The sequence below is a fragment of the Sphingomonas sp. LaA6.9 genome, assembly GCF_022601895.1.
Lineage (GTDB): Bacteria > Pseudomonadota > Alphaproteobacteria > Sphingomonadales > Sphingomonadaceae > Sphingobium_A.
Window position 1 is genome coordinate 143,110 of the sequence record NZ_JAKVIO010000001.1, and the last position, 22,757, is coordinate 165,866.

Sequence of the window (22,757 nt, forward strand, 5' to 3'; positions counted from 1 at the left end):
GTGCTAGCCGTGCGTTCCATGAAAAAGCTTCTGCTCGCGAGCCTGGGTGCGCTCGCCATCGCCCAGACACCCGCCGCCGTCCTTGCCCGTCCCATGACCGCCGAAGATCTGGCGACGATGCGCCGGATCGCCGCGCCGACCGTGTCGCCCGACGGCAAATGGGTCGCTTATCAGCTTCGCGAGACCGATCTGGCCGCGAACAAGGGGCGGATGGACCTCTGGCTGCTCGATCTGACGAAGAAGGGGGCGACGCCGGTCAAGATCGCCTCGGCCCCCGACAAGAACGAGCATGACCCCAAATTCTCCGCCGACGGCAGGCATCTCTATTATCTCAGCAACGCCTCGGGCAGCGACCAGATCTGGCGCGTCGCGCTCCCCTCGGGCACGCCCGAGCAGGTAACGACGCTCGGGCCCGACATCGCGGGGTTCTCGCTCTCCCCCGACGATAGCCGCGTCGCGATCTGGGCCGATCGCAACCTTGGCTGCCAGGATTTCGAATGTTCCAACGTCCGCATCGCCAAGGCACAGGGCAGCGGCCGCGTCTATGACGAGATGTTCGTCCGTCACTGGGACGAATGGGAAGTGCCGACCGAACGCTCGCGCATCTTTGTCCTGCCGCTCGAAAACGGCAAGGCGACGGGCAGCGGCGCTTCGGTGATGGGTTCGCTGGTGGGCGACGCACCCACCAAGCCCTTTGGCGGCGCCGAGGAGATCGCGTGGAGCGCTGACGGCCGCCAGCTCTTCTTCACACTGCGCAAGGGCGACAAGGGCGAGCCGCGCTCGACCAATCTCGACATCTACCGCGCCTCCGCGGACGGAAGCGGCGAGCCCGAGAACCTGACCGCTGCAAACGAGGCGATGGACACCACCCCCGCGGTCTCGCCCGACGGCAAGTGGCTCGCCTATACCGCGATGAAGAGGCCCACCTATGAGGCCGACAAGCTCTCGGTGATGCTCCGCAACCTCGAAACCGGCGAGACGCGCGACCTTTCGGCCAATTGGGATCGCTCGGCGGGCTCGGTCGCCTGGGCGCAGGACGGCAAGAGCGTGATCGTCACCGCAGGCGACCTGCTCGACAATCCCGTCTTCCGCATCGACGTCGCGACCGCAAAGGTCACGCGCCTGACGGGGCCGGGCAATGCCGGCAACGCGATCCCGCTCGCCGATGGCGGCATGCTCTACACGCTCAATTCGATCCAGCAGCCCGACGACCTCTATCGTCTGAAGGGTGGCAAGCCGCAGAAGCTGACCGACGTCAACGGCGACAAGCTCGCCCAGATCGACCCGGTCAGCGTCGAGCGCTTCAGCTATCCCGGCGCCAATGGCGACACCGTCTGGGGCCAGATCGTGAAGCCGCAGGGCGCCAAGGGCAAGCTGCCCGTCGTCCTGCTGGTCCATGGCGGGCCGCAAAGCTCGTTCGGCGATAGCTGGTCGTATCGCTGGAACCCCAAGACCTTCGCGGCGCCCGGCTATGCCGCGGTCACGATCGATTTCCACGGGTCCATGGGCTATGGTCAGGCCTTCACCGACAGCATCAACAAGGATTGGGGCGGCAAGCCGTTCCAGGATCTGAAGCTCGGCCTCGCCGCAGCAGGCGCGAAGGATGCCGGGATCGACACCGCCAATGCCTGCGCGGCGGGCGGCTCCTATGGCGGTTACATGATGAACTGGATCGCGGGCCAGTGGAATGACGGCTTCAAGTGCCTCATCACCCATGCCAGCGTCTTCGACATGCGCGCCATGGCGTTCGAGACCGAGGAAATCTGGTTCGACGAATGGGATCATGGCGGCCCGTGGTGGAAGCGCACCGACGCCGAAAAGTGGAACCCGGTGAACCACGTCACCAAATGGAAGACGCCGACGCTCGTCATCCACGGCGAAAAGGATTTCCGCATCCCCTACAGCCAGTCGCTGGGCGTCTTCACCGCGCTCCAGCTTCAGGATATCCCGTCGCGTCTCGTCGTCTTCCCCGACGAGAATCACTGGATCCTGAAGCCCCAGAACTCGATCCAGTGGTACCGCGAGGTCCATGGCTGGCTCGACAAATGGACCAAGGGGCATGGTAACTAACCCTCTTCGTCATTCCAGCAAAAGCTGGAATCCATGAACACGGAAATCGGCCATTAACCCGGGCGTCGGTGTTCCTGGATTCCAGCTTTCGCGGGAATGACGCGACTAAGAATCAAGCCTGTTCCCAAGCCCGGCAAAACTCGGCTACAGGCCGGGCACCATGACCGAACTCGCAAAGACCTTCGACCCCGCAGCCATCGAGGCGCGCTGGTATGCCCATTGGGAAGACAAGGGCCTGTTCCGCCCCGAACGCGGTGAAGCAGAGCCCTTCACGATCGTGATCCCGCCGCCCAATGTGACGGGCAGCCTGCATATCGGCCATGCGCTCGACAACACGCTGCAGGATATCCTGATCCGCCACGCGCGGCTTCAGGGCAAGGACGCGCTCTGGGTCGTCGGCACCGACCATGCGGGCATCGCGACGCAGATGGTGGTCGAGCGCCAGATGAATGCGCGTGGCGAGAAGCGCACCGATTACACGCGCGAACAGTTCGTGGAGAAGGTCTGGGACTGGAAGGCCGAGAGCGGCGGCACCATCACCGGCCAGCTCCGCCGCCTCGGCGCGTCGTGCGACTGGGCCAATGAGCGCTTCACGATGGACGAGGGCTTTTCGAAGGCCGTGCTCAAGGTGTTCGTCGATCTCTACAACCAGAAGCTGCTCTACCGCGACAAGCGGCTGGTGAACTGGGATCCGGGCCTCAAGACCGCGATCTCCGACCTCGAGGTCGAGACCAAGGAAATCAACGGAAAATTCTGGCACCTCAGCTACCCGCTCGAGGACGGTTCGGGCACGATCTCGGTCGCGACGACGCGCCCCGAGACGATGCTCGCCGACATGGCTGTCGCGGTGAATCCCGAGGATGAGCGCTACAAGGCGCTGATCGGGAAGAACGTCAAACTCCCGATCACCGGCCGCCTCGTGCCCATCGTCGCCGATGAGCATGCCGACCCCGAGCTCGGTTCGGGCGCGGTCAAGATCACGCCGGGCCATGACTTCAACGATTTCGAGGTCGGCAAGCGCGCGGGGCTAAAGCCCGCCGACATGCTCAACATGCTCGATGCCGAGGCCAATGTCGTCCAGACCGCCGATGGGCTCATCCCCGCCGAGCTGCTCGGTCTCGAACGCTTCGAGGCGCGCAAGCGCGTCGTCGCGATGCTTGAAGAGCAGGGCGTGCTCGAAAAGGTCGAGGACCGCGTCATCCAGACGCCCTATGGTGATCGTTCGGGCGCGGTGATCGAACCCTGGCTCACCGACCAATGGTATGTCGATGCCGAGACGCTCGCCAAGCCCGCGCTTGAGGCGGTCCGCTCGGGCGCGATCAAGGTCGTGCCCGAGACGTGGAAAAAGACCTATTACAACTGGCTCGAGAACATCCAGCCCTGGTGCGTTTCGCGTCAGCTCTGGTGGGGACACCAGATCCCCGCCTGGTATGATGAGGATGGCAATTGCTATGTCGCCGAAGACGAAGGCGCTGCGCAGGCGCTCGCCGGCAACAAGAAGCTGACGCGCGACAGCGACGTGCTCGACACCTGGTTCTCCTCCGCGCTCTGGCCTTTTGGCACGCTCGGCTGGCCCGAGAGCACCACCAACCTGCAGCGCCATTATCCCAATGACGTGCTGATCTCGGGCTTCGACATCCTGTTCTTCTGGGATGCGCGGATGATCATGCAGGGCTTGCACTTCATGGAAGAAGTGCCGTTCAAGACCCTGTATCTCCACGGTCTTGTCCGTGCCGCGGACGGCTCGAAAATGTCCAAGTCCAAGGGCAACACCGTCGATCCGCTGGGTCTGATCGACAAGTACGGCGCCGACGCGCTGCGCTTCACGCTGTCCGCGATGGAGAGCCAGGGCCGCGACATCAAGATGGATGAGAAGCGCGTCGAGGGCTATCGCAACTTCGCGACCAAGCTGTGGAACGCCTCGCGCTTCTGTCAGGCCAACGGCATCGGCGCGTCGAAGACGCTGCGCGCGCCCGACACCACGCTCGCGGTCAATCGCTGGATCGTCGCCGAGACGATCGAGACCGTGCAGAAGCTTGACCTCGCCTTTGCCGACCTGCGTTACGACGAGGCCGCGAACACGATCTACCAGTTCACCTGGAGCCGTTTCTGCGACTGGTATCTGGAGCTCATCAAGGGCCAGATCGACGAGGAAACCAAAGCCGTCGCGGGTTGGGTGCTCGACCAGATTCTCGTCATGCTCCATCCCTTCATGCCCTTCATCACCGAAGAGCTGTGGCATGCGCTTGCCGATCCCGCCCACCCGCGCGAACACGACATCATCGTCGCGCAATGGCCGCATGCCGACACGCACGTCCTCGACACCGGCGCCGCGGCGGAGATCGACTGGCTGATCCGCCTCGTTTCCGAAATCCGCGCCGCGCGCGCCGAACTCAACGTGCCGCCGGGCGCCAAGCTCGCGCTTCACGTCCGAGATGCATCGTCGCTCACCGCCGAACGCCTCGAGCGTCAGGCGACTGCGCTCGGCCGTCTCGCGCGTGTCGAAGGCATCAGCCTTGATGCCGCACCCGAGGGCGGCGCGGCGCAGGTCGTTGTCGACGAAGCCACCTATGTGCTCCCGCTCGAAGGCGTGATCGATCTCGCCGCCGAGCGCGCGCGTCTGACCAAGGGGATCGAAGCGGCCGCGAAGGAGCGCGATTCGCTCGCCGGGCGGCTGGGCAATCCGAGCTTCGTCGAACGCGCCAAGCCCGAGGCGGTGGAAAAGGCGCGCGCCGACCATGCCGAGAAATCGGCCGAGGCGGAGCGGCTTCAGGCGGCGCTGGCGCGGCTCGGCTAACTTGCTTTGGGTGAGCCAGAACCGCTCATCCTGAGGAGCCGTTGAGCCTGCCGAAACGGCATCTCGAAGGACACGCAGGCAGTCCTTCGAGACGGGACTTCGCCAGGCTCAGTCCCTCCTCAGGATGAACGGGGTTGGTGATGTCGATCGATGTTTTGATGGCGAGGGGTTGAGATCACGATGGCTGACGCATCGACCCGGACTGCCGGCACTCAAGACCTGCTGACGGGTTCGATCAGCAGGGCGCTGCTGCTTTTTGCGCTGCCGACGCTCGGGTCGAACGTCATCCAGTCGCTCAACGGCTCGGTCAACGCGATCTGGATTGGCCATTTCCTCGGCGAAAACGCGATCGCGGCGACCGCCAACGCCAACATCATCATGTTCCTGATGTTCGCGGCGGTCTTCGGCTTCGGCATGGCCGCGACGATCCTCGTCGGGCAGAATTTCGGCCGGCGCGACATTGACGGCGCGCGACGCGTGTTCGGCAGCGCGCTCGGCCTGTTCCTGCTGCTCTCGATCGTCGTCGCGGTAGTCGGGTGGAGCCTGTCCGAGCAGATATTGCGGCTGCTCGCGACCCCGCGCGAGGCCTTTACGCTGGCCGAGGACTATCTGCGCATCATCTTCATCGCCATGCCGTCGTCCTTCATGACGGTGCTGCTGATGATGGGCCTGAGGGGCGCGGGCGATTCGATGACGCCGATGTGGTTCATGGCGCTGAGCGTCGCGCTCGATATCGCGCTCAATCCGGTTTTCATCCTCGGCCTGGGGCCGGCACCCGCACTGGGTATCGCCGGGTCGGCGGTTGCGACCGCGATTGCGGGCTATGTCAGCCTCGCCGCGATGATCGCCTATATCTATGCGCGCGATCTGCCGCTGAGACTGCGGGGCCACGAACTCGCCTATCTGAAGCCCGATCCGGCCTTGCTCCGCCCGATCGTGACCAAGGGCTTCCCGATGGGCCTCCAGATGGTCGTGATTTCCACGGCCGCACTCGCGATGGTCGGGCTCGTCAACCGCGAAGGCATTCTGACCGCCGCCGCTTACGGGGTCACCCAGCAGCTCTGGACCTATGTGCAGATGCCCGCGATGGCGATCGGCGCGGCCGTCAGCGCGATGGCGGCGCAGAATATCGGCGCCGGGCGCTGGGATCGGGTGTCGCAGATCACGATCACGGGCTTGTGGTACAATGTCGCGATGACGGGGGCGCTCGTCGCGCTGCTGACGATCGTCGATCGTCCCGCACTTGCGCTCTTCATCGGCGCTGACAGCCCTGCGATCCCGCTGGCCGCGCGCATACATCTGCTCGGCGGGTGGAGCTTCATCTTCTTCGGCGCCACCTTTGTGCTGTTCGGGACGATGCGCGCCAACGGTGCGGTCGTGGCACCGCTCGTGATCCTGTTTGTCGCAATGTACCCGGTGCGGCTCGGTTTCGTGCACTTCGCCTATCCCGCGCTCGGCAGCGATGCGCTCTGGCTCAGCTTCCCGCTGGGCTCGATGGTGGCGCTCGCGATGGCAAGCTGGGCTTACCGAAACGGCGACTGGCGCAAGGCAAGGATGATCGCGCCGCCCGATACCGAGGAATGCCGCGAATCGATCAACGCCGAAAGCGAGCCGGCCGGGCGCTTCACGCCAACGGGATAAAATGGCTTAGCGCTGGCGCCGGCCGTCCTCCGTTGGGCAGCCGCCAAATTCGTTCTCTATTCGCTTCCCTCGGGATCGCGCGTGGCGATCAGCGCGGTGTTGACGTAGCTCATCACGGGCTCGCCCTTCTGGTTGAACGCGGTCAGGCGCGACTTGAACGAGCCCATATGTGGTTTGCTGCGTGAGCGCTTCTTTTCAAGCAACTCGGTCTCGACGCTCAGCACATCGCCCGGATAGACGGGCTTCAGCCAGCGCAACTCGTCGATTCCGATGCCGCCGAGCCCGGCCTGCTTGTGCTTCGCCAGATTCTCGACGATCATCGACATGACCATGGAGCAAGTGTGCCAGCCGCTTGCGGCGATCCGTCCGAAATGCGTCTTTGCAGCGGCTTCGTCGGAGAGGTGGAAGGGCTGGGGATCGAACTTCTGCGCAAATGCGATCACGTCGTCACGCGTGACCTCGTAACGCCCGAAACGGGTCTTCGCGCCGACTTCCAGATCCTCGAAATACTGCATCACATTCTCCGGGCATTGATTCCCGGTGACTCAACATGACGATTACGGAAACGTCAATTACGTGCTGGCACCATCACCGGCTCGAACACCGTCATCGATCCGTCCCCCGCGCTGGCTGTCACGCCGATCAGGCGCGCCAGCAGCGGCTGGATGTCGACATTGTCGAACGCAGGCACCGTGGCGCCCGTGCGAAATGCGGGGCCGTTGGCAACGAACAGCGCCGCCATGTCCGGCGCTTCATGGTCATAGCCATGGTTGCCGCCCACAAAGTCGCCCGATACCGCGCGTTCGACGATCTGCCAGCCCGTCTCTGCAAGGCAGAGATAGGCGGGGACGCGCGCGTTACGGCCATAATGGAAGCGTGCGGGGATTTCCGCCTTGCGCCAGCATTGCATGTGCGGATGACGTGCAAGCAGCTTCGCCTCGAGCGCGGCCTCGCGGCCGGGCATGGCGGCCAGCGCGGCATAGGGGCCGGTCTCGACGATGCGATAATCGCCCGTGGTCAGCAGCGCGTCGAGCGCGATCGAGCGCGCCGAAGAGGTTTCGGCCATGCCGTGGTCGGAGACGAAGACGAGATTGGCGGGCTGGCCAAGCGCGGCCAGCCCGGCGACGAGCGCGCCGACGTGCCGGTCAACCTCGGCCACCGCCTCCAGCGTCCTCGGATCATTCGGGCCATATGTGTGGCCTGCGGTATCCACGGTGTCGAAATAGAGCGTCGCGAGGCGCGGGCGGATGGCGGCGGGACGGCGCATCCAGTCGATCACCGCGTTGACGCGCTGGGTGTTGCTGATTTCCTGATTGAACTGCTGCCAGTCGGACGGGCGTGTGCCGCCGCTGATCGTGTGCGGCCATTTTTGCGCACGCTCGCCGCCGATCGCGACGTTGGAGCCCGGCCAGAACATCGTCGCGGTCCGCACGCCCGCCTTTTCGGCATCGACCCAGATCGGCGTCGCCTCGTTCCACCAGAAGGGATCGTCGCTCGCCATGGTGAAGACCTCGCCTGGGCGGCGCGGATCCTCCATCTTGTTGGCGACGATGCCGTTGGTGTCGGGGCGCTTGCCTGTGACCAGCGTATAGTGGTTGGGAAAGGTCTTGGACGGGAAGGAGGGGCGCATCGCGCCGCGTACGCCCTCGGCCGCCAGCTTCGACAGCGCCGGCGTCCCCCCGCGATCGAGATAGTCGGGGCGGAAGCCGTCGATCGAGATCAGGATGGTGACGGGCGCGCGCACTTCCTGTTGCGCGCTGGCAGCAGGGGCGGGTCGGGGGATCTGCGCACAGGCGGTCAGCGCGGTGAGTGCGAGGGCTGCAGTAAGTGCGCGAATCTGTGTCATTGAACCCCCGAATGCCAAAACTGTCCGCTCATCCTGAGGAGCCGTTGAGCCTGACGAAACGGCGTCTCGAAGGATTTTCGAAATCGGTCCTTCGAGACGGGTCTTCGCCTTCGCTCAACCCCTCCTCAGGATGAGCGGATTCTTTGGCGCGAATAGGCTACAATTCGGTGACGTTCACACGTTGAAGCGGAACAGCATCACGTCGCCGTCGACGACGACATATTCCTTGCCTTCCTGACGCAGCTTGCCCGCGTCGCGCGCGCCGGCTTCGCCCTTGCAGGTGATATAGTCGTCGAACGCGATCGTCTCGGCACGGATGAAGCCGCGCTCGAAGTCGCTGTGGATCTCGCCCGCGGCCTGCGGTGCCTTCGAACCCTTCTCCACGGTCCAGGCGCGTGCCTCCTTGGGCCCCACGGTGAAGAAGGTGATGAGGTGGAGCAGCTCGTAGCCCGCGCGGATCACGCGTGCGAGGCCCGTTTCGACGAGCCCCAGGTCCGACAGGAACTCGGCGCGGTCGGCGGGTTCCATCGTCGCGATCTCGGCCTCGATCGCGGCCGAGACCACCACGGCCTGCGCGCCTTCGGCAGCGGCCTTTTCGAACACCTTGGCAGAGAACGCATTGCCATTGGCCGCGCTTTCTTCCTCGACATTGCAGACATAAAGGATGGGCTTCGAGGTGAGGAGCTGCGCCTGATCGAAGACGCGGCGCTCTTCCTCGTCCTTGGGCACAGTCAGCCGTGCGGGCTTGCCCTCGCGCAGCAGCTCGAGCGCCTGGCCGAGCACGCTCGCGGCGATCTTCGATTCCTTGTCGCCCTGCTGGCCCTTTTTCACATAATTGGGGACGCGCTTTTCGAGGCTTTCGAGGTCGGCGAGCATCAGCTCGGTCTCGACGGTCTCGGCGTCGGCGATCGGGTCGACCTTGTTGTCGACATGCTGGATGTCGTCATTCTCGAAGCAGCGCAGCACATGGACGATCGCGTCCACCTCGCGGATATTGCCGAGGAACTGGTTGCCCAGACCTTCGCCCTTGCTCGCGCCGCGCACTAGCCCTGCGATATCGACGAAGCCGAGCTGCGTCTCGATGATCTTGGCCGAGCCCGCGATCGCCGCCAGCTGCTGGAGCCGGTCGTCGGGCACCGCGACGTTCCCGACATTGGGTTCGATCGTGCAGAAGGGGTAATTCGCCGCCTGCGCCGCCGCGGTTTGGGTCAGCGCGTTGAAAAGCGTCGACTTGCCGACATTGGGAAGACCGACGATGCCGCAACGAAAACCCATTGAAATACCCTCGTAATTTCCATTGCATCGCACTAGGCTCCCGGCCCGGAAGGGGGGCGCTATGCGGTGCTGTCATTTAATGGCGATGATCGGGATGCTCATGACGGGCACGCCGGTTCTTGGCAAGCCGATTCCGAACAAGGCCGCGGTCGCCGCGGAGGCAGAGCGTGCGCTGGAACAGACGGGCGCGAAGGGGCTCGCGATCGCGCTGATCGACAAGGGCAGGGTCGCATCGGTTCAGGCCTTCGGTGTCCGTAACGCGAAAGGCGATCCGCTTACCACCGACACCGTCATGTATGGCGCATCGATCACCAAGACCGTTTTCGCGCATCTCGTGATGCAACTGGTGGATGACGGGCTCGTCGATCTCGACAAGCCCATTGCCACGATGCTGCCGCGTCCGCTGCCCGATTACGGCAATCTCGACGCATACGGTAACTGGGCGGATCTTGCGGGCGACGAGCGCTGGCGGCGCATCACGCCGCGCAATGTCCTCACCCACAGCACGGGTTTCGCCAATTTCGCGTTCGACGAGCCCGACGGAAAGCTGCGCATCCATTTCGATCCGGGCAGCCGCTACAGCTATTCGGGCGAAGGGATCATCCTGCTCCAGTTCGCGATCGAGAAGGGGCTGGGGCTCGATCTGGGGCAGGAACTGCACGGTCGCCTGTTCGATCCACTGGGTATGAAGACGACAAGCCTCAAATGGCGCGCCGATTTCGCGAGCAACCTCGCCGATGGCTGGACGATCGACGGCAAAGTCGAGCCGCATGACGAGCGCAGCCGCGTGCGCGCCGCAGGCTCGATGGACACGACCATCGCCGATCTCGCCAGGTTTGCAGCGGCGCTGGTGCGCGGCGATCTGTTGACGAAGGCATCGCGCAGTGAACTGGCACGCCCGATCCTGCCGATCACCACCGCCGCGCAGTTCCCGACGCTTGCCCCCGAACTGCCGCCCGCCGAACGGCTGCCCGGTCTGGCGGCGGGACTGGGTGTCGTCGCCTTTCAGGGCGCGCAGGGCCCCGGCTTCTTCAAGGGCGGGCACAACGACAATACGGGCAACACGCTGGTCTGCGTCGAGAAGCGGCAGCGATGCGTGCTGATCCTCTCCAACGACGTGCGGGCGGAGGCGGCCTTCCCGGCGCTGGTGCGTGCGCTGCTGGGTGAAACGGGGGTGCCCTATCGCTGGGAATATCCCCGGCTCAAAAGCTGGTGAAGAAGGCTAAACGAGCAAAATGAGCCGGCGATCTCGGCGATGGGCTTCTGGGGGATTAACGATCTTTGGTCAGATGCATGACCCAAGCCATGATCGCTATGAAGAGCCATAGCATCGCAATGTAGAATGCTGGTGCCGCCAACTCGAATGGATGCCACGGATCGGGCCATGCGGTGCCGACTGCTATCCCATAGGCTTTCCAGAGAAAGCTGCTGCTCCACCAAAACGAAAGGCATAGCGGCGCAATCCAGCCGGCAGATGCCAGTGCTATCGCAAGTCGTTTGAATCGAAAGCGTTTCACACCTCAAGCATAAGAAACTTTGAGGCGTGTGCAACGTCAGCAATTGGGCAAAGCGGCCAAAACCGGCCGAGAGTTTAGCTCTAATCCTGCAACCTCAGCGCGACGTCGTTCATGAAGCGCACGTCGTCGCCCCTGGCGAGCCAGTCGGCCTCGGCTGCGAGCGCGCCGAGCATGTCGCTCAGGGGCTCGATCTCGCTCTTGGCATAATTGCCGAGCACATGGCCGGTCACGCGGTCCTTGTGGCCGGGATGACCGATGCCGAGCCGGACGCGGCGGAAATTGTTGCCGATATGCGCTTCGGTCGAGCGAAGGCCGTTATGCCCCGCGGTGCCGCCGCCGGTCTTCACCTTGACCTTGAAGGGGGCCAGGTCGAGCTCGTCGTGGAACGTCGTGACGTCCTCGGGCGCGAGCTTGTAGAAGCGCATCGCCTCGCCGACCGCGCGGCCGCTTTCGTTCATGAAGGTGGCGGGCTTCAGCAGCAGGATCTTTTCGCCGCCGATGCGGCCTTCCTGCGTCCAGCCCTGGAACGCCTTTTTTACAGGCGAAAAGCCATGCACCTCGGCGATGGCGTCGACCGCCATGAAGCCGACATTGTGCCGGTGCATCGCATAAAGCGCGCCCGGATTGCCGAGGCCGACCCAGATCTGCATGGAATGGGGAGGGGCGTGCCGGCGATGGCGCGTGCCACCGCCGGCGAATACGCCTTATTCCGCGTCGCTCTTCTGCGCGGAGGGGACCTCGTCAGCCGCAGCGGCTTCCTCGGCCTCTTCCGACTTCAGTGCCGACGGCGCAACGATGGTCGCGATCGTCAGGTCGCTGTCCGCGCCCGCGGCCTTGCTGCCCTTGGGCAGCTTGATGTCGCCGAGGTGGATCGAGCTGCCCACGTCGAGGCCCGCAAGCGAGATCTCGATCTGGTCGGGGATCTCTGCGGCGTCGCAGACGAGGCTGAGGTCGTGCGCAACGACGTTGAGCACACCACCGCGCTTGATGCCGGGGGCCTGGTCTTCATCGACGAACACCACGGGCACCTGGACGGTGACTTCGGCGTGCTCGCTGATGCGCAGGAAATCGACGTGCAGCGGGCGATCGCTGACGGGATGGAACTGGACGTCCTTGGGGAGCGTGCGGACTTTCTTGCCGCCGAGCTCGATCATGACGACCGAATTCATGAAGTGGCCGGTGTGGAGCTGCTTCATCAGCCCCTTTTCCTCGATATGGATCGAGGTCGGTTCTTCGTTGTTCCCATAGATGACGGCAGGTACGCGGCCCTCGCGGCGGTGGGCACGGGAGGCTCCCTTGCCAGCCCGATCGCGCGCCTCGGCCGACAGCGTAAGCTGATCGCTCATGTGCATGTCTCCAAATTGCTAGGTTTCGTCTTTCCGCCACGCCTCCAGGGATGACCATGACGGAAGCGTGCGCCTATAGGGGCAGGGGCGCGGAAAGGCAAGCGCCGGGCGTTACTGGACGCGCGTGACCTTCACACCCTGTTTCGAGAGCATCGCCTGCACCGAATCCTTGCCCGCCAGATGCCCTGCGCCGACCGCGACGAACACGGTGCCGGGCTGATCCAGTCGCTTCTTCACCCAGTCGGTCCAGTTGGCGTTGCGCTGCCTCAGCAGCACGTCGCCAAGCTCGGGGATGAGCTTCAGTTCCTCATCAAAGGTCGTCGCGATCCTGTTGGTGTCGCCGCTCGACCATGCGGTCATCATCTTCCTGAATTCGGCATCGGCGTCGCTGTTGCTCTCGATCACGCTGACGAGGAACTGGCGCTGCACCGTTTCGGGCAATGTGTCGAAATAGCCGAGCTGCTGTTCGGTCGTCTCGAGCCCTCCGATCGGCTTGCCCGCGCCTTCGAAGCTCGCGGATAGCTGGCGCTCGACGCCCTCGGCGGCGGTGATATTGGCCTTGCGCAGCGCCAGCGTGGCGAGCGTGGTCGCCGCCGACCAGGTCTCCATGCCGTCAAGCTTGTCCATGGGGATCTTGGAGGTCTCGATCAGCCGGGCGAGCGCTTCGCGCTTGTCGGCAGGGACTCGCTCGAGCAGCGGCGGCAACCCCGGGGACCGCCCAAGCCGGGTCACGATCTCCGCGGTCTTTTTGGGATCCTTGTCGAGCACGACCTCGAGCACGAGCTGGTCGGCCTTGCCCAGCGCCTTGTCGAACGCCTTGGTCCGCCAGTCATAATCGGGCGGCAGCATGTGGATCGTGCCGAACAGATAGATGGTGGTGTCTTCGTCCGCGACCTTCCACAGCCCCGGCTTGATCGGGGCGTTCGCCTCGCCGGACGAGGCGCAGGCAGCGAGCAGGGCGGAGATGAGCAGGGAGATGGGGCGCAACATGGCGCCCCTTATTCCCGCTCCAACATGAACCGGCAACAACCGGATCAATAATTGACGCGCACGCTGTCGACCTTCAGCGCCTTCAGCTTTTCCTGGACGCTCGCCTCGCCCGCGAGATGGCCCGCGCCCACGGCGAGAAAGACCGTGCCCGGCGCGTCCAGCCGCGCCTTGATCCAGTCCGCCCATCGCGCATTGCGCTGTTCGAGCAGGATCGCGGCGAGTTCGGGGGTCTTTTCCATGCCCTCGTTCATCTCTTTCGCCAGCGCATCGGGGTCGCCCTTGGCCCAGCTCGCGATCGTCGCTTCGAGTTTCGGCTGATATTCGGGAAGATCGTCGATGACGGCCTCCAGATAGCGAAGCTGCAGCGGCTCGGGCAATGCGTCGAAATAGCCGAGCTGCTGTTCGGCGGTCTCAAGCCCCTCGATCTTCTTGCCCGCCTGTCTGGCGGCCGCCGCCAGCACCTTTTCGACGCCGCTTGCGGAGTCATAGCCGAGCTTGCTCAGCGGCAGGACCGACAATGTCACCGTCGCGAACCAGGGCTCGAACGGATCAAGTGCCTGCGCGGGCAGTCCGGCATCGGCCAGCGCGCTGGCGTAGCGCGCGCGCAAGCCCTCATCGAGCTTCGCACTCAGCGTCTTGCCCGACTGGTCGATCGCCTTGCTCATCACGAGCTGCTGCATCGCCGCGGGCTCGGGCTCGATCATCTCGATGACCAGCTCGCTCGACGCGTCGAACGCCGATTTCACGCCCTCGTCGAACCAGCCGAGGCCGGGCTTCAGCACATGGATGGTGCCGAACAGATAGATCGTCGTATCCGCGTCCTTCACGACCCAGAGCGCCGGGTCCACGTCGGTTGCGGGCGTCTGCGCGTGGAGCGGCACAGTACCGAGCAACAGGCAGGAAATTGCAGCGGCGATCTTCTTCATGCGGTCTCGCTTTCAAACAATTGGATTCCCGTCCCTGCATCGCGACTCGCGTGGCAAAGGTCAAAGGGAGAATGGCGCGTCGCTTGACCCTTTCGCGCGCATCCGCCAAAGGGCGCGCGGGTAATTTTTTGCATCTGCGAAGGCTCCAAATTGACCGATTCGAAGCCCGCCAAGGCCCGTGGAATGAGCTTCCAGCGGCTGATCCTGACGCTCCATGACTATTGGAGCGATCAGGGCTGCGTGATCCTGCAACCCTATGACATGGAAATGGGCGCGGGGACCTTTCACCCCGCGACGACGCTGCGCGCGCTCGGCCCCGATCCGTGGAACGCGGCCTTCGTCCAGCCCAGCCGCCGTCCGACCGACGGCCGCTACGGCGAAAACCCCAACCGCCTGCAGCATTACTATCAGTATCAGGTGGTGCTGAAGCCGAGCCCGCCCAATCTGCAGGAACTCTATCTGGGCTCGCTCGCGGCGATCGGCATCGATTTCACCAAGCACGACATCCGCTTCGTCGAGGATGACTGGGAAAGCCCGACTTTGGGCGCCTGGGGGCTTGGCTGGGAAGTCTGGTGCGACGGCATGGAGGTGACGCAGTTCACCTATTTTCAGCAGATGGGCGGTTTCGACTGCAAGCCCGTCGCAGGCGAACTCACCTATGGGCTCGAACGCCTCGCCATGTACATTCAGGGCGTCGACAGCGTCTACGATCTCGCCTTCAACGATCGCGGCGTGACGTACGGCGACATCTACCACGAGAACGAGGTGCAGATGAGCACCTGGAACTTCGAGGTCGCCGATACCGAACGGCTGTTCGACGCGTTCCGCAAGGCGACCGCCGAGTGCGAACTCTGCCTCGAAAACAAGCTGCCGATCCCCGCCTATGAACAGGCGATCAAGGCGAGCCATGTCTTCAACCTGCTTCAGGCGCGTGGCGTCATCTCGGTCGCCGAGCGTCAGGCCTATATCGGCCGCGTCCGCGACCTGGCGAAGGGCAGTTGTGCGGCGTGGATGGAAAAGAACGGGTGGACGGCGTGATGATGACGAGCATGCGCAATATCGCCACCCCCACCGTTCGCCCTGAGCCTGTCGAAGGGCTTTCCTTCTTCTCTTGTGCAAGCGCCAAGGAAGGGCAGGGCTTCGACAAGCTCAGCCCGAACCGCATTTGGTGCGGGGGAAAAGGCCAATGACCGACTTCCTCCTTGAACTCCGTTCCGAAGAAATCCCCGCGCGGATGCAGGAAAAGGCGTCCGCCGATCTCGCGCGCCTTTTCGCCGAAGAGATCGCCAAATCGGGCCTCAAGGCCGAGAGCATCGAAACCTTCGCCACCCCGCGCCGCCTCGCGCTGATCGCACGCGGTCTGCCGCTCCAGACCGAGGCGGTGAGCGAGGAACGCAAGGGCCCGCGCGCCAACGCGCCCGAACAGGCGCTCGCCGGCTTTCTCCGCTCGACGGGCCTCACGCGCGAACAGCTTGTCGAGCGCGACGGCGTGCTGTTCGCGGTGATCGCAAAGCCGGGCCGTGCGACCGCTGAAGTGATTGGCGAAGCCATCCCCGCGGTCATCCGCGCCTTTCCCTGGCCCAAGTCGATGCGCTGGGGCGCGTCCTCGCTGTCGACCGAAAGCCTGCGCTGGGTTCGCCCGCTTCAGGGGATCGTCGCGCTGCTGGGCGATGACGTCGTGCCCTGTTCGATCGACGGCATCGCGAGCGGCGCCGAAACCGTCGGCCACCGCTTCCATCATCCGGGCTGCATCACCATTGGCAATGCGGGTGACTATGCCGCGAAGCTGCGCGCCTGCCATGTGATCGTCGATCCTGCCGAGCGCCGGAAGATGATCGAGGAGGGTGCGCATTCCGCCGCGGCTGCCGCCGGGCTGACGCTGGTTGAGGATCCCGGCCTCGTCGCGGAGAATGCGGGCCTCACCGAATGGCCCGTTCCGCTGCTGGGCACCTTCGATCGTGCGTTCCTGGAAGTGCCGCGCGAGGTGATCCAGCTCACCATGCGCACCAACCAGAAATATTTTGCGCTCAACGACGCGAACGGCAATCTCGCGCCCAACTTCATCTGCACCGCGAACATCACCGCGAGCGATGGCGGCGCGCAGATCGTCGACGGCAACCACAAGGTGCTGGCAGCGCGGCTTTCGGACGCCCAATTCTTCTGGGAACACGATCTCAAGGTGCCGCTCGAGGAGCAGGCGAAGAAGCTCGGCCAGATCGTCTTCCACGAAAAGCTCGGTACCGTCGCCGACAAGGTCGAGCGCGTCGCCAAGCTCGCGCGCTGGCTCGTGGAAGAGGGGATCGTCAAGGACGCCAGCCCCGACGAAGCCGAGCAGGCCGCGCGCCTCGCCAAGGCCGATCTCGTCACCGGCATGGTCGGTGAGTTCCCCGAATTGCAGGGCGTGATGGGCGGTTATTATGCCCGGGCGCAGGGTCATTCCGATGCCGTGGCCGATGCGGTCCGCGACCACTACAAGCCGGTCGGGCAGGGCGATGAGGTTCCCACTGCGCCGGTGACGGTGGCAGTGTCGCTGGCGGACAAGCTAGATACCTTGGTTTCGCTGTTTTATGCTGGAGAGCAGCCTACCGGTTCCAAAGATCCGTACGCGTTAAGGCGAGCCGCGCTCGGCTCGATCCGCCTCATTACCGAGAACGGGCTGAGGCTGCCTCTGCTCAAAGGTCTTCACTATGATGCTGCGTACGTTGCTGCCGATGTTATCGTCAGCAAGCTTGAAGGTTTGAGATCTGAGATCAAAGAGGTTGCTGACAGGATACTTGGCGATAAGTCGATTGAGAAATTCCTCGTGGAAAAAATTGCTGGCGGCCGCTCTTTCAATCGAGAGAGCATTGCCGACCAACTAATGCCCATCCACGGTGCAACGGTAGGTTTGGTGGCATTCTTCGCCGACCGCCTCAAGGTCCAGCAGCGCGAGGCGGGTGTCCGTCACGATCTGATCGACGCGGTGTTCGCGCTCGGGGGCGAGGACGATCTGGTCCGCCTGCTCGCACGGGTGAAGGCGCTGCAGTCCTTCGTCCAGACCGACGATGGCGCCAATCTTCTCGTCGGCTATCGCCGCGCCGCGAACATTCTGAAGAAGGAAGGCTATACCGAAACCTCCACCCGTCATGCTGAACTTGATTCAGCATCCATGAACACGGACGGTGCAAGCACGTCCGCGACGGTGTTCATGGATCCTGACTTTCGTCAGGATGACGCAGCATCGGACAATTTCGGGCTGTCCTACACGCCCGAAAAGGAAGAGGCTGACCTGCTCGCGGCGCTCGACGCGGCCGAGCCCAAGGCCGAAGCCGCGATTGCCGCGGAGGACTTCGAGGGGGCGATGGCCGCGCTCGCGTCGCTGCGCGCGCCGATCGACGCGTTCTTTGACAAGGTGACCGTGAATGACAGTGATCCGGCAAAGCGCTCGGCTCGCCTCGCCACGCTGGCGCGCGTGCGCGACGCTGTGCATCGGGTCGCCGACTTCGCGCGGATCGAGGGCTGAGCGCCCGAATCAAACATGCGTTTTGTGAGAAAACTGCGAAGTTAAGTGAAGCTAAGCCCTTGGGCGAAACAGGGACGGACGATTGATGACGAAATATGTGTATCGTTTCGGTGGTGGTGTTTCGGACGGCGGCAAGGGCGACAAGAACCTGCTCGGCGGCAAGGGCGCGAACCTCGACGGCATGGCATCGATCGGCCTGCCGGTGCCTCCGGGCTTCACGATCACGACCGAGATGTGCACGCGCTATTATGACGATGGCGAGGTCTTCCCCGACAGCGTTCGCGCCGAAGTCGCGGGCGGCATCGCGCATATCGAGGGCGTGACGGGCAAGAAGTTCGGTGACGCGTCCGATCCGCTGCTCGTCTCGGTCCGTTCGGGCGCGCGCGTCTCAATGCCGGGCATGATGGACACCGTCCTCAACCTCGGCCTCAATGACGAGACCGTGAAGGGCCTCGCCGAGACCTCGGGCGATCCGCGCTTCGCGTGGGACAGCTATCGCCGCTTCATCCAGATGTATTCGGACGTCGTCCTCGAACTCGATCACGGATCGTTCGAGGAGGCGCTCGAAATCGCCAAGGAAGACAAGGGGTTCAATCTCGATACCGAGATGGGTGCTGAAGACTGGCAGGCGCTTGTCGCGACCTACAAGAAGCTCGTCGAGGAACAGTGGGGCAAGCCCTTCCCGCAGGATGTGAACGACCAGCTATGGGGTGCGGTCGGCGCGGTGTTCGGATCGTGGCAGTCTGAGCGCGCCAAGGTCTATCGCCGCCTCAATCACATTCCCGGCGACTGGGGCACTGCGGTCAACGTCCAGGCGATGGTGTTCGGCAATATGGGCGACACTTCGGCGACGGGCGTGGCGTTCACCCGCGATCCGGCGACGGGCGAGCGCGCTTATTATGGCGAGTTCCTGATCAACGCGCAGGGTGAAGACGTCGTCGCGGGCATCCGCACGCCGCAATATCTGACACTTCAGGCGCGCGAGCGCGCCGGGGCCAAGCCGCTTTCGATGGAAGAGGCGATGCCCGAGACCTATGGCGAGCTCGCGCGTGTCTTCGATCTGCTCGAAACGCATTACCGCGACATGCAGGACATCGAGTTTACCGTCGAACGCGGCAAGCTCTGGATGCTCCAGACGCGTTCGGGCAAGCGCACCGCCAAGGCCGCGCTCAAGATCGCGGTCGATATGGCCAATGAAAGTCTGATCACCGAAGAGGAAGCGATCGCGCGTGTCGATCCGTCGGCGCTCGACCAGCTCCTTCACCCCACACTCGATCCCAAGGCGCCGCGCGACGTGCTGGCGAAGGGGCTTCCCGCCTCGCCGGGCGCGGCCTCGGGCAAGGCGGTGTTCGACAGCGATACCGCCGAGAAATGGGCCGAGCTGGGCGAGGACGTGATCCTGATCCGCACCGAGACGTCCCCTGAGGACATTCACGGTATGCACGCGGCCAAGGGCATTCTCACCGCGCGCGGTGGCATGACCAGCCACGCGGCGGTGGTCGCGCGCGGCATGGGTCGTCCCTGCGTCTCGGGCGTCGGCACGCTCTCGATCGACGCCAAGGCCAGGCTGATGCGCGTCGGCAGCCGCGAGGTGAAGGAAGGCGATATCGTCACGATCGACGGCGCCTCGGGCGAGGTCATGTTCGGCGCGGTCGCGACCGTCCAGCCCGAGCTCGCGGGCGATTTCGGCACGCTGATGGTCTGGGCGGACAAGGTGCGTCGCCTCAAGGTCCGCACCAATGCCGAGACCCCGCTCGATTGCCGCGTCGCGCGCGATTTCGGCGCCGAGGGTATCGGGCTGTGTCGCACCGAGCACATGTTCTTCGACGCTGCGCGGATCACCGCGGTCCGCCAGATGATCCTCGCGGACACCGAGAAGGGTCGCCGCGCCGCGCTCGAAAAGCTGCTTCCCGAGCAGCGCGCCGACTTCACCGAGATCTTCGAGGTGATGGCGGGGCTGCCCGTGACGATCCGACTGCTCGATCCGCCGCTCCACGAGTTCCTGCCGCATGAGGAGGCCGAGTTCGCTGAAGTCGCTGCGGCGGCCGATGTCAGCGTCGACACGCTCAAGCGCCGCGCCTCCGAACTCCACGAATTCAACCCGATGCTCGGCCATCGCGGTTGCCGTCTCGGCGTGACCTATCCCGAGATCTACGAGATGCAGGCGCGCGCGATCTTCGAGGCGGCGTGCGACGTCGCCGCGAAGTCGGGCGAGGCGCCGATCCCCGAGGTCATGGTCCCGCTCGTCGCCACGAGGCGCGAGCTCGAGCTGATGAAGGACGTGATCGACCAGACCGCGCAAGCGGTGTTCGCCGAGAAGGGACGGACGATCGAATATCTCGTCGGCACGATGATCGAGCTGCCGCGCGCCGCGCTGATGGCGGGCGAGATCGCCGAGGTCGGCGCGTTCTTCAGCTTCGGCACCAACGACCTGACGCAGACCACGCTCGGCGTTTCGCGCGACGATGCGGGCCGCTTCCTCACCACCTATGTCGACAAGGGCATTTTCGGGCGCGATCCGTTCGTCAGCCTCGACATCGAAGGTGTCGGCCAGCTTATCCAGCTCGCGGCTGAGCGGGGCAGGGCGACGCGGCCCGAGATCAAGCTCGGCATCTGCGGCGAGCATGGCGGCGATCCCGCGTCGATCGAATTCTGTGAAGCGACGGGCCTCGATTATGTTTCGGCCTCGCCCTATCGCGTGCCGATCGCTCGCCTCGCCGCGGCACAGGCGGCGCTCAAGGCGCGCTGATTACCTGATCGCGTAAAAGAATAGGGCGGCGGGATCTGATCCCGCCGCCCTTTTTCGTCAGAGCCCGCCGTTGATGAAGCTGTCGGTGATCGAGCAGGCCGCGGGGCCAAGGATCACGATGAACAGCACGGGCAGAATGAACAGGATCAGCGGCACGGTCATGATCGCGGGCAGGCGCGCGGCCTTTTCCTCCGCGCGCATCATGCGTTCGTTGCGGAACTCGGCCGACAGCACGCGGAGCGCCGAGGCGAGCGGCGTGCCGTATTTTTCGGTCTGGATCATGGTGGTCACGACGCCGCGCACCGCATCAAGGCTGACGCGCTGCGCCAGGTTCTCAAAGGCCATGCGGCGTTCGGTCAGGAAGCCCAGCTCGATCGCGGTCAGCGCGAACTCGTCGCCCAGCTCGGGATAGCCACGCCCAAGCTCGCGCGCGACGCGGTGGAAGGCCGCATCGACGGTGAGGCCCGCCTCGGCGCAGATGACGAGCAGATCGAGCGCGTCGGGAAGCCCCTTGCGGATGGCGTCGCTGCGCTTGGTGATCTTGTTCTGCACGAACAGGTCAGGCGCCTTGTAGCTGCCGATCAGCGAACCCGCAGCGAGCCCGAGCTGCTTGAGCGGTCCCCAGTCGGCGAACCATCCGAGGAGATAGATACCGACAACCATCGTGCCGCCGAAGACGATCGGCAGGATCAGGCGGCTGAAGATGACGACGACGGCGACGTCCTTCGAACGGATGCCTGCCTGCGCCAGCTTGATTTGCGCCGCCTTGACCTGCCCGTCCTGAAGCACCTTCAACGATTTGAGGAAGGAGCGGATGCGGTCGGTGGTCTCGCTCTGGTGGACCAGCTTGGCGCGGCGCTTCGATGTTGACGCGACGATACCCGCCTTGAGCTGTTCGCGGCGCTCGTTGAGCGCCTTGACGCGCTTGGCCATGGGATCGCGCACGGTCGTCGCGGCGTAGATCGCGGTCAGCGTCGCGAAGGTCGCGATCGCGGCCAGCAGCGTCGCCGCCCAGATGACGTCGATCCCCATGATGGTCGGTGCGGCTGTTTCGGTCATGTCCCTGTCGCCCTCAGATCTCGAAGCTGACCATCTTGGCCATCATGAATGCGCCGATACTCATCCAGACAAGGCCGCCACCGCCAGCGATCATAAGGCGCTGGTCGACGAAGAATCCGGACATATATTCAGCGTTCACGAAGTAGATCAGCGTGAACACGATGAAGGGGAGCGAGCCGACGATATAGGCCGACGCCTTGGATTCGGACGACATCGCCTTGATCTTCAGCTTCATCTGCGCTCGCTTGCGCAGCACGTCGGCAAGGTTGGAGAGCGTTTCCGCGAGGTTGCCGCCGGTTTCGCGCTGGATGGCGAGCGTGATGCAGAAGAACTGGAATTCGGGCGTGCCCAGCCGGTCAGCGGCTTCCTGCAGCGCCTGATCCATGGTGCGACCGATCTTGATCTTGTCGCTCACCATACTGAATTCCTCACCCACCGCGCCGGGGAGTTCATTCGCCACCACGTTCAGTGTTTCAGAGATGGGCAGACCTGCGCGCAGGCCGCGAACGAGCAATTCGATCGCGTCGGGAAAACGCACCGTGAATTGGGCCACGCGCCGTTTGATCAGCGAGCCGACGACGACATGCGGTATGGCGAGGCCGACCGCGATGCCGACCAGGAGCGAGAGAAAGATCGGCGCGCCCATGATGAGGCCAATTGCGGCCACGGCGATAGCGAGGCCTGCAGAAGTCGCCCCGTACTGCGCCAGCGTCCAGCTCTTGCCGGTCCGCGAGATGCGCTGCTTGAGCAGCGCCGGATTGGGTATCAGCTGCGCAGCCAGGCCGTCGACGCGCGATTGCCGGTTGGAAATGACCCGGCGCATCTGCGCCTCGATCGTCGCATTGGCCGTGGCGGCATGTCGGTCCTTGATCGAGGACAGGCGGCGCGACTGGGCCTTGGCCAGCGAGGGGCCGGAAAAGGCAGCGAACAGCAGCACCAGAACGCCAAGCAGCCCGGCCGCGACGGTTAGAATGGGCATCATCGCAGTCATTCCCCCTGCCAAACCAAATCAGGGAGTGCGCGCGACCGGATCGGGCGC

17 protein-coding genes are annotated in these 22,757 nt (G+C 64.2%); 8 read left to right on the forward strand and 9 right to left on the reverse strand.

Features of this window, described 5'->3' with window-relative positions; translation table 11 throughout:
• The first annotated feature begins 18 nt into the window (after positions 1–18).
• The 3 genes from MKI88_RS00625 (at position 19) to MKI88_RS00635 (ending at position 6,508) form a co-directional block, all read left to right on the forward strand.
• Positions 19–2,070, forward strand: coding sequence for a S9 family peptidase (locus MKI88_RS00625; RefSeq protein WP_241628364.1), 2,052 nt, complete (start codon positions 19–21; stop codon positions 2,068–2,070).
• A gap of 160 nt (positions 2,071–2,230) precedes the next feature.
• Positions 2,231–4,867 carry a valine--tRNA ligase gene (locus MKI88_RS00630; RefSeq protein ID WP_241628374.1) on the forward strand — a complete coding sequence of 879 codons (2,637 nt, stop codon included), beginning with the start codon at positions 2,231–2,233 and terminating at the stop codon, positions 4,865–4,867.
• 180 nt (positions 4,868–5,047) lie between these two features.
• Entirely contained in the window at positions 5,048–6,508 is a 1,461-nt protein-coding gene (locus MKI88_RS00635; protein WP_241628376.1) for an MATE family efflux transporter, read from the forward strand.
• A gap of 56 nt (positions 6,509–6,564) precedes the next feature.
• On the opposite strand, the gene MKI88_RS00640 is transcribed toward MKI88_RS00635, so the two are convergent.
• The 3 genes from MKI88_RS00640 to ychF form a co-directional block, all read right to left on the reverse strand.
• Entirely contained in the window at positions 6,565–7,023 is a 459-nt protein-coding gene (locus MKI88_RS00640) for a MaoC family dehydratase (RefSeq protein WP_241628377.1), read from the reverse strand.
• A gap of 53 nt (positions 7,024–7,076) precedes the next feature.
• Positions 7,077–8,354 carry an ectonucleotide pyrophosphatase/phosphodiesterase gene (locus tag MKI88_RS00645; RefSeq protein ID WP_241628379.1) on the reverse strand — a complete coding sequence of 426 codons (1,278 nt, stop codon included), beginning with the start codon at positions 8,352–8,354 and terminating at the stop codon, positions 7,077–7,079.
• A 174-nt stretch (positions 8,355–8,528) separates the two neighbouring features.
• Complete coding sequence (ychF, locus tag MKI88_RS00650; RefSeq protein WP_241628381.1) at positions 8,529–9,629, reverse strand: redox-regulated ATPase YchF; 1,101 nt, start codon at positions 9,627–9,629, stop codon at positions 8,529–8,531.
• An 85-nt stretch (positions 9,630–9,714) separates the two neighbouring features.
• Between ychF and MKI88_RS00655 the strand changes: the two genes are divergently transcribed.
• Positions 9,715–10,845, forward strand: coding sequence for a serine hydrolase (locus tag MKI88_RS00655; RefSeq protein WP_241628391.1), 1,131 nt, complete (start codon positions 9,715–9,717; stop codon positions 10,843–10,845).
• Positions 10,846–11,226: 381 nt separating this feature from the next.
• Here MKI88_RS00655 and pth read toward each other — a convergent pair whose 3' ends face one another.
• The 4 genes from pth to MKI88_RS00675 all read right to left on the reverse strand — a co-directional run bounded on the left by pth (position 11,227) and on the right by MKI88_RS00675 (position 14,408).
• On the reverse strand, positions 11,227–11,796 hold the full coding sequence (gene pth, locus MKI88_RS00660) for an aminoacyl-tRNA hydrolase (RefSeq protein ID WP_241628393.1): 570 nt from the start codon (positions 11,794–11,796) through the stop codon (positions 11,227–11,229).
• Positions 11,797–11,850: 54 nt separating this feature from the next.
• Entirely contained in the window at positions 11,851–12,492 is a 642-nt protein-coding gene (locus MKI88_RS00665; RefSeq protein ID WP_241628395.1) for a 50S ribosomal protein L25/general stress protein Ctc, read from the reverse strand.
• A 111-nt stretch (positions 12,493–12,603) separates the two neighbouring features.
• The gene (locus MKI88_RS00670) at positions 12,604–13,482 is read right to left on the reverse strand and encodes a TraB/GumN family protein (RefSeq protein ID WP_241628397.1); all 879 of its coding nucleotides are present in this window, start codon (positions 13,480–13,482) and stop codon (positions 12,604–12,606) included.
• Positions 13,483–13,526: 44 nt separating this feature from the next.
• Positions 13,527–14,408 carry a TraB/GumN family protein gene (locus MKI88_RS00675; protein ID WP_241628399.1) on the reverse strand — a complete coding sequence of 294 codons (882 nt, stop codon included), beginning with the start codon at positions 14,406–14,408 and terminating at the stop codon, positions 13,527–13,529.
• Between the two features lie 183 nt (positions 14,409–14,591).
• Between MKI88_RS00675 and MKI88_RS00680 the strand changes: the two genes are divergently transcribed.
• From MKI88_RS00680 to ppdK, 4 genes are all read left to right on the forward strand, one after another.
• A complete protein-coding gene (locus MKI88_RS00680; protein ID WP_241628651.1) occupies positions 14,592–15,446 on the forward strand; it encodes a glycine--tRNA ligase subunit alpha in 855 nt (284 codons plus the stop codon).
• Complete coding sequence (locus MKI88_RS00685) at positions 15,434–15,598, forward strand: hypothetical protein (RefSeq protein WP_241628401.1); 165 nt, start codon at positions 15,434–15,436, stop codon at positions 15,596–15,598. The genes MKI88_RS00680 and MKI88_RS00685 overlap by 13 nt, the downstream gene beginning before the upstream one ends.
• Positions 15,595–17,910, forward strand: a complete 2,316-nt coding sequence (gene glyS / locus MKI88_RS00690; RefSeq protein WP_241628403.1) for a glycine--tRNA ligase subunit beta — start codon at positions 15,595–15,597, stop codon at positions 17,908–17,910. Before MKI88_RS00685 ends, glyS begins: the two co-directional genes overlap by 4 nt.
• A gap of 85 nt (positions 17,911–17,995) precedes the next feature.
• Positions 17,996–20,659 (forward strand): pyruvate, phosphate dikinase, encoded by a 2,664-nt coding sequence (gene ppdK, locus MKI88_RS00695; RefSeq protein WP_241628405.1) that lies wholly within the window; start codon positions 17,996–17,998, stop codon positions 20,657–20,659.
• Positions 20,660–20,716: 57 nt separating this feature from the next.
• Here ppdK and MKI88_RS00700 read toward each other — a convergent pair whose 3' ends face one another.
• Both MKI88_RS00700 and MKI88_RS00705 read right to left on the reverse strand, forming a co-directional pair.
• Positions 20,717–21,718: a type II secretion system F family protein gene (locus tag MKI88_RS00700; RefSeq protein WP_241628407.1), complete on the reverse strand. Its 1,002-nt coding sequence runs from the start codon at positions 21,716–21,718 to the stop codon at positions 20,717–20,719.
• A gap of 13 nt (positions 21,719–21,731) precedes the next feature.
• Positions 21,732–22,700, reverse strand: coding sequence for a type II secretion system F family protein (locus tag MKI88_RS00705; protein ID WP_407073281.1), 969 nt, complete (start codon positions 22,698–22,700; stop codon positions 21,732–21,734).
• Positions 22,701–22,757 lie beyond the last annotated feature (57 nt).

What these genes read in the sequence shown, in the direction of transcription:
- MKI88_RS00675 (WP_241628399.1), bottom strand. Translation starts at nt 14,408, where the DNA reads ATGAAGAAGATCGCCGCTGCAATTTCCTGCCTGTTGCTCGGTACTGTG.
- MKI88_RS00635 (WP_241628376.1), top strand. Translation starts at nt 5,048, where the DNA reads ATGGCTGACGCATCGACCCGGACTGCCGGCACTCAAGACCTGCTGACG.
- MKI88_RS00625 (WP_241628364.1), top strand. Translation starts at nt 19, where the DNA reads ATGAAAAAGCTTCTGCTCGCGAGCCTGGGTGCGCTCGCCATCGCCCAG.
- MKI88_RS00680 (WP_241628651.1), top strand. Translation starts at nt 14,592, where the DNA reads ATGAGCTTCCAGCGGCTGATCCTGACGCTCCATGACTATTGGAGCGAT.
- glyS (WP_241628403.1), top strand. Translation starts at nt 15,595, where the DNA reads ATGACCGACTTCCTCCTTGAACTCCGTTCCGAAGAAATCCCCGCGCGG.
- MKI88_RS00630 (WP_241628374.1), top strand. Translation starts at nt 2,231, where the DNA reads ATGACCGAACTCGCAAAGACCTTCGACCCCGCAGCCATCGAGGCGCGC.
- MKI88_RS00655 (WP_241628391.1), top strand. Translation starts at nt 9,715, where the DNA reads ATGATCGGGATGCTCATGACGGGCACGCCGGTTCTTGGCAAGCCGATT.
- MKI88_RS00700 (WP_241628407.1), bottom strand. Translation starts at nt 21,718, where the DNA reads ATGACCGAAACAGCCGCACCGACCATCATGGGGATCGACGTCATCTGG.
- MKI88_RS00670 (WP_241628397.1), bottom strand. Translation starts at nt 13,482, where the DNA reads ATGTTGCGCCCCATCTCCCTGCTCATCTCCGCCCTGCTCGCTGCCTGC.
- ychF (WP_241628381.1), bottom strand. Translation starts at nt 9,629, where the DNA reads ATGGGTTTTCGTTGCGGCATCGTCGGTCTTCCCAATGTCGGCAAGTCG.
- ppdK (WP_241628405.1), top strand. Translation starts at nt 17,996, where the DNA reads ATGACGAAATATGTGTATCGTTTCGGTGGTGGTGTTTCGGACGGCGGC.
- pth (WP_241628393.1), bottom strand. Translation starts at nt 11,796, where the DNA reads ATGCAGATCTGGGTCGGCCTCGGCAATCCGGGCGCGCTTTATGCGATG.
- MKI88_RS00645 (WP_241628379.1), bottom strand. Translation starts at nt 8,354, where the DNA reads ATGACACAGATTCGCGCACTTACTGCAGCCCTCGCACTCACCGCGCTG.
- MKI88_RS00665 (WP_241628395.1), bottom strand. Translation starts at nt 12,492, where the DNA reads ATGAGCGATCAGCTTACGCTGTCGGCCGAGGCGCGCGATCGGGCTGGC.
- MKI88_RS00640 (WP_241628377.1), bottom strand. Translation starts at nt 7,023, where the DNA reads ATGCAGTATTTCGAGGATCTGGAAGTCGGCGCGAAGACCCGTTTCGGG.
- MKI88_RS00705 (WP_407073281.1), bottom strand. Translation starts at nt 22,700, where the DNA reads ATGATGCCCATTCTAACCGTCGCGGCCGGGCTGCTTGGCGTTCTGGTG.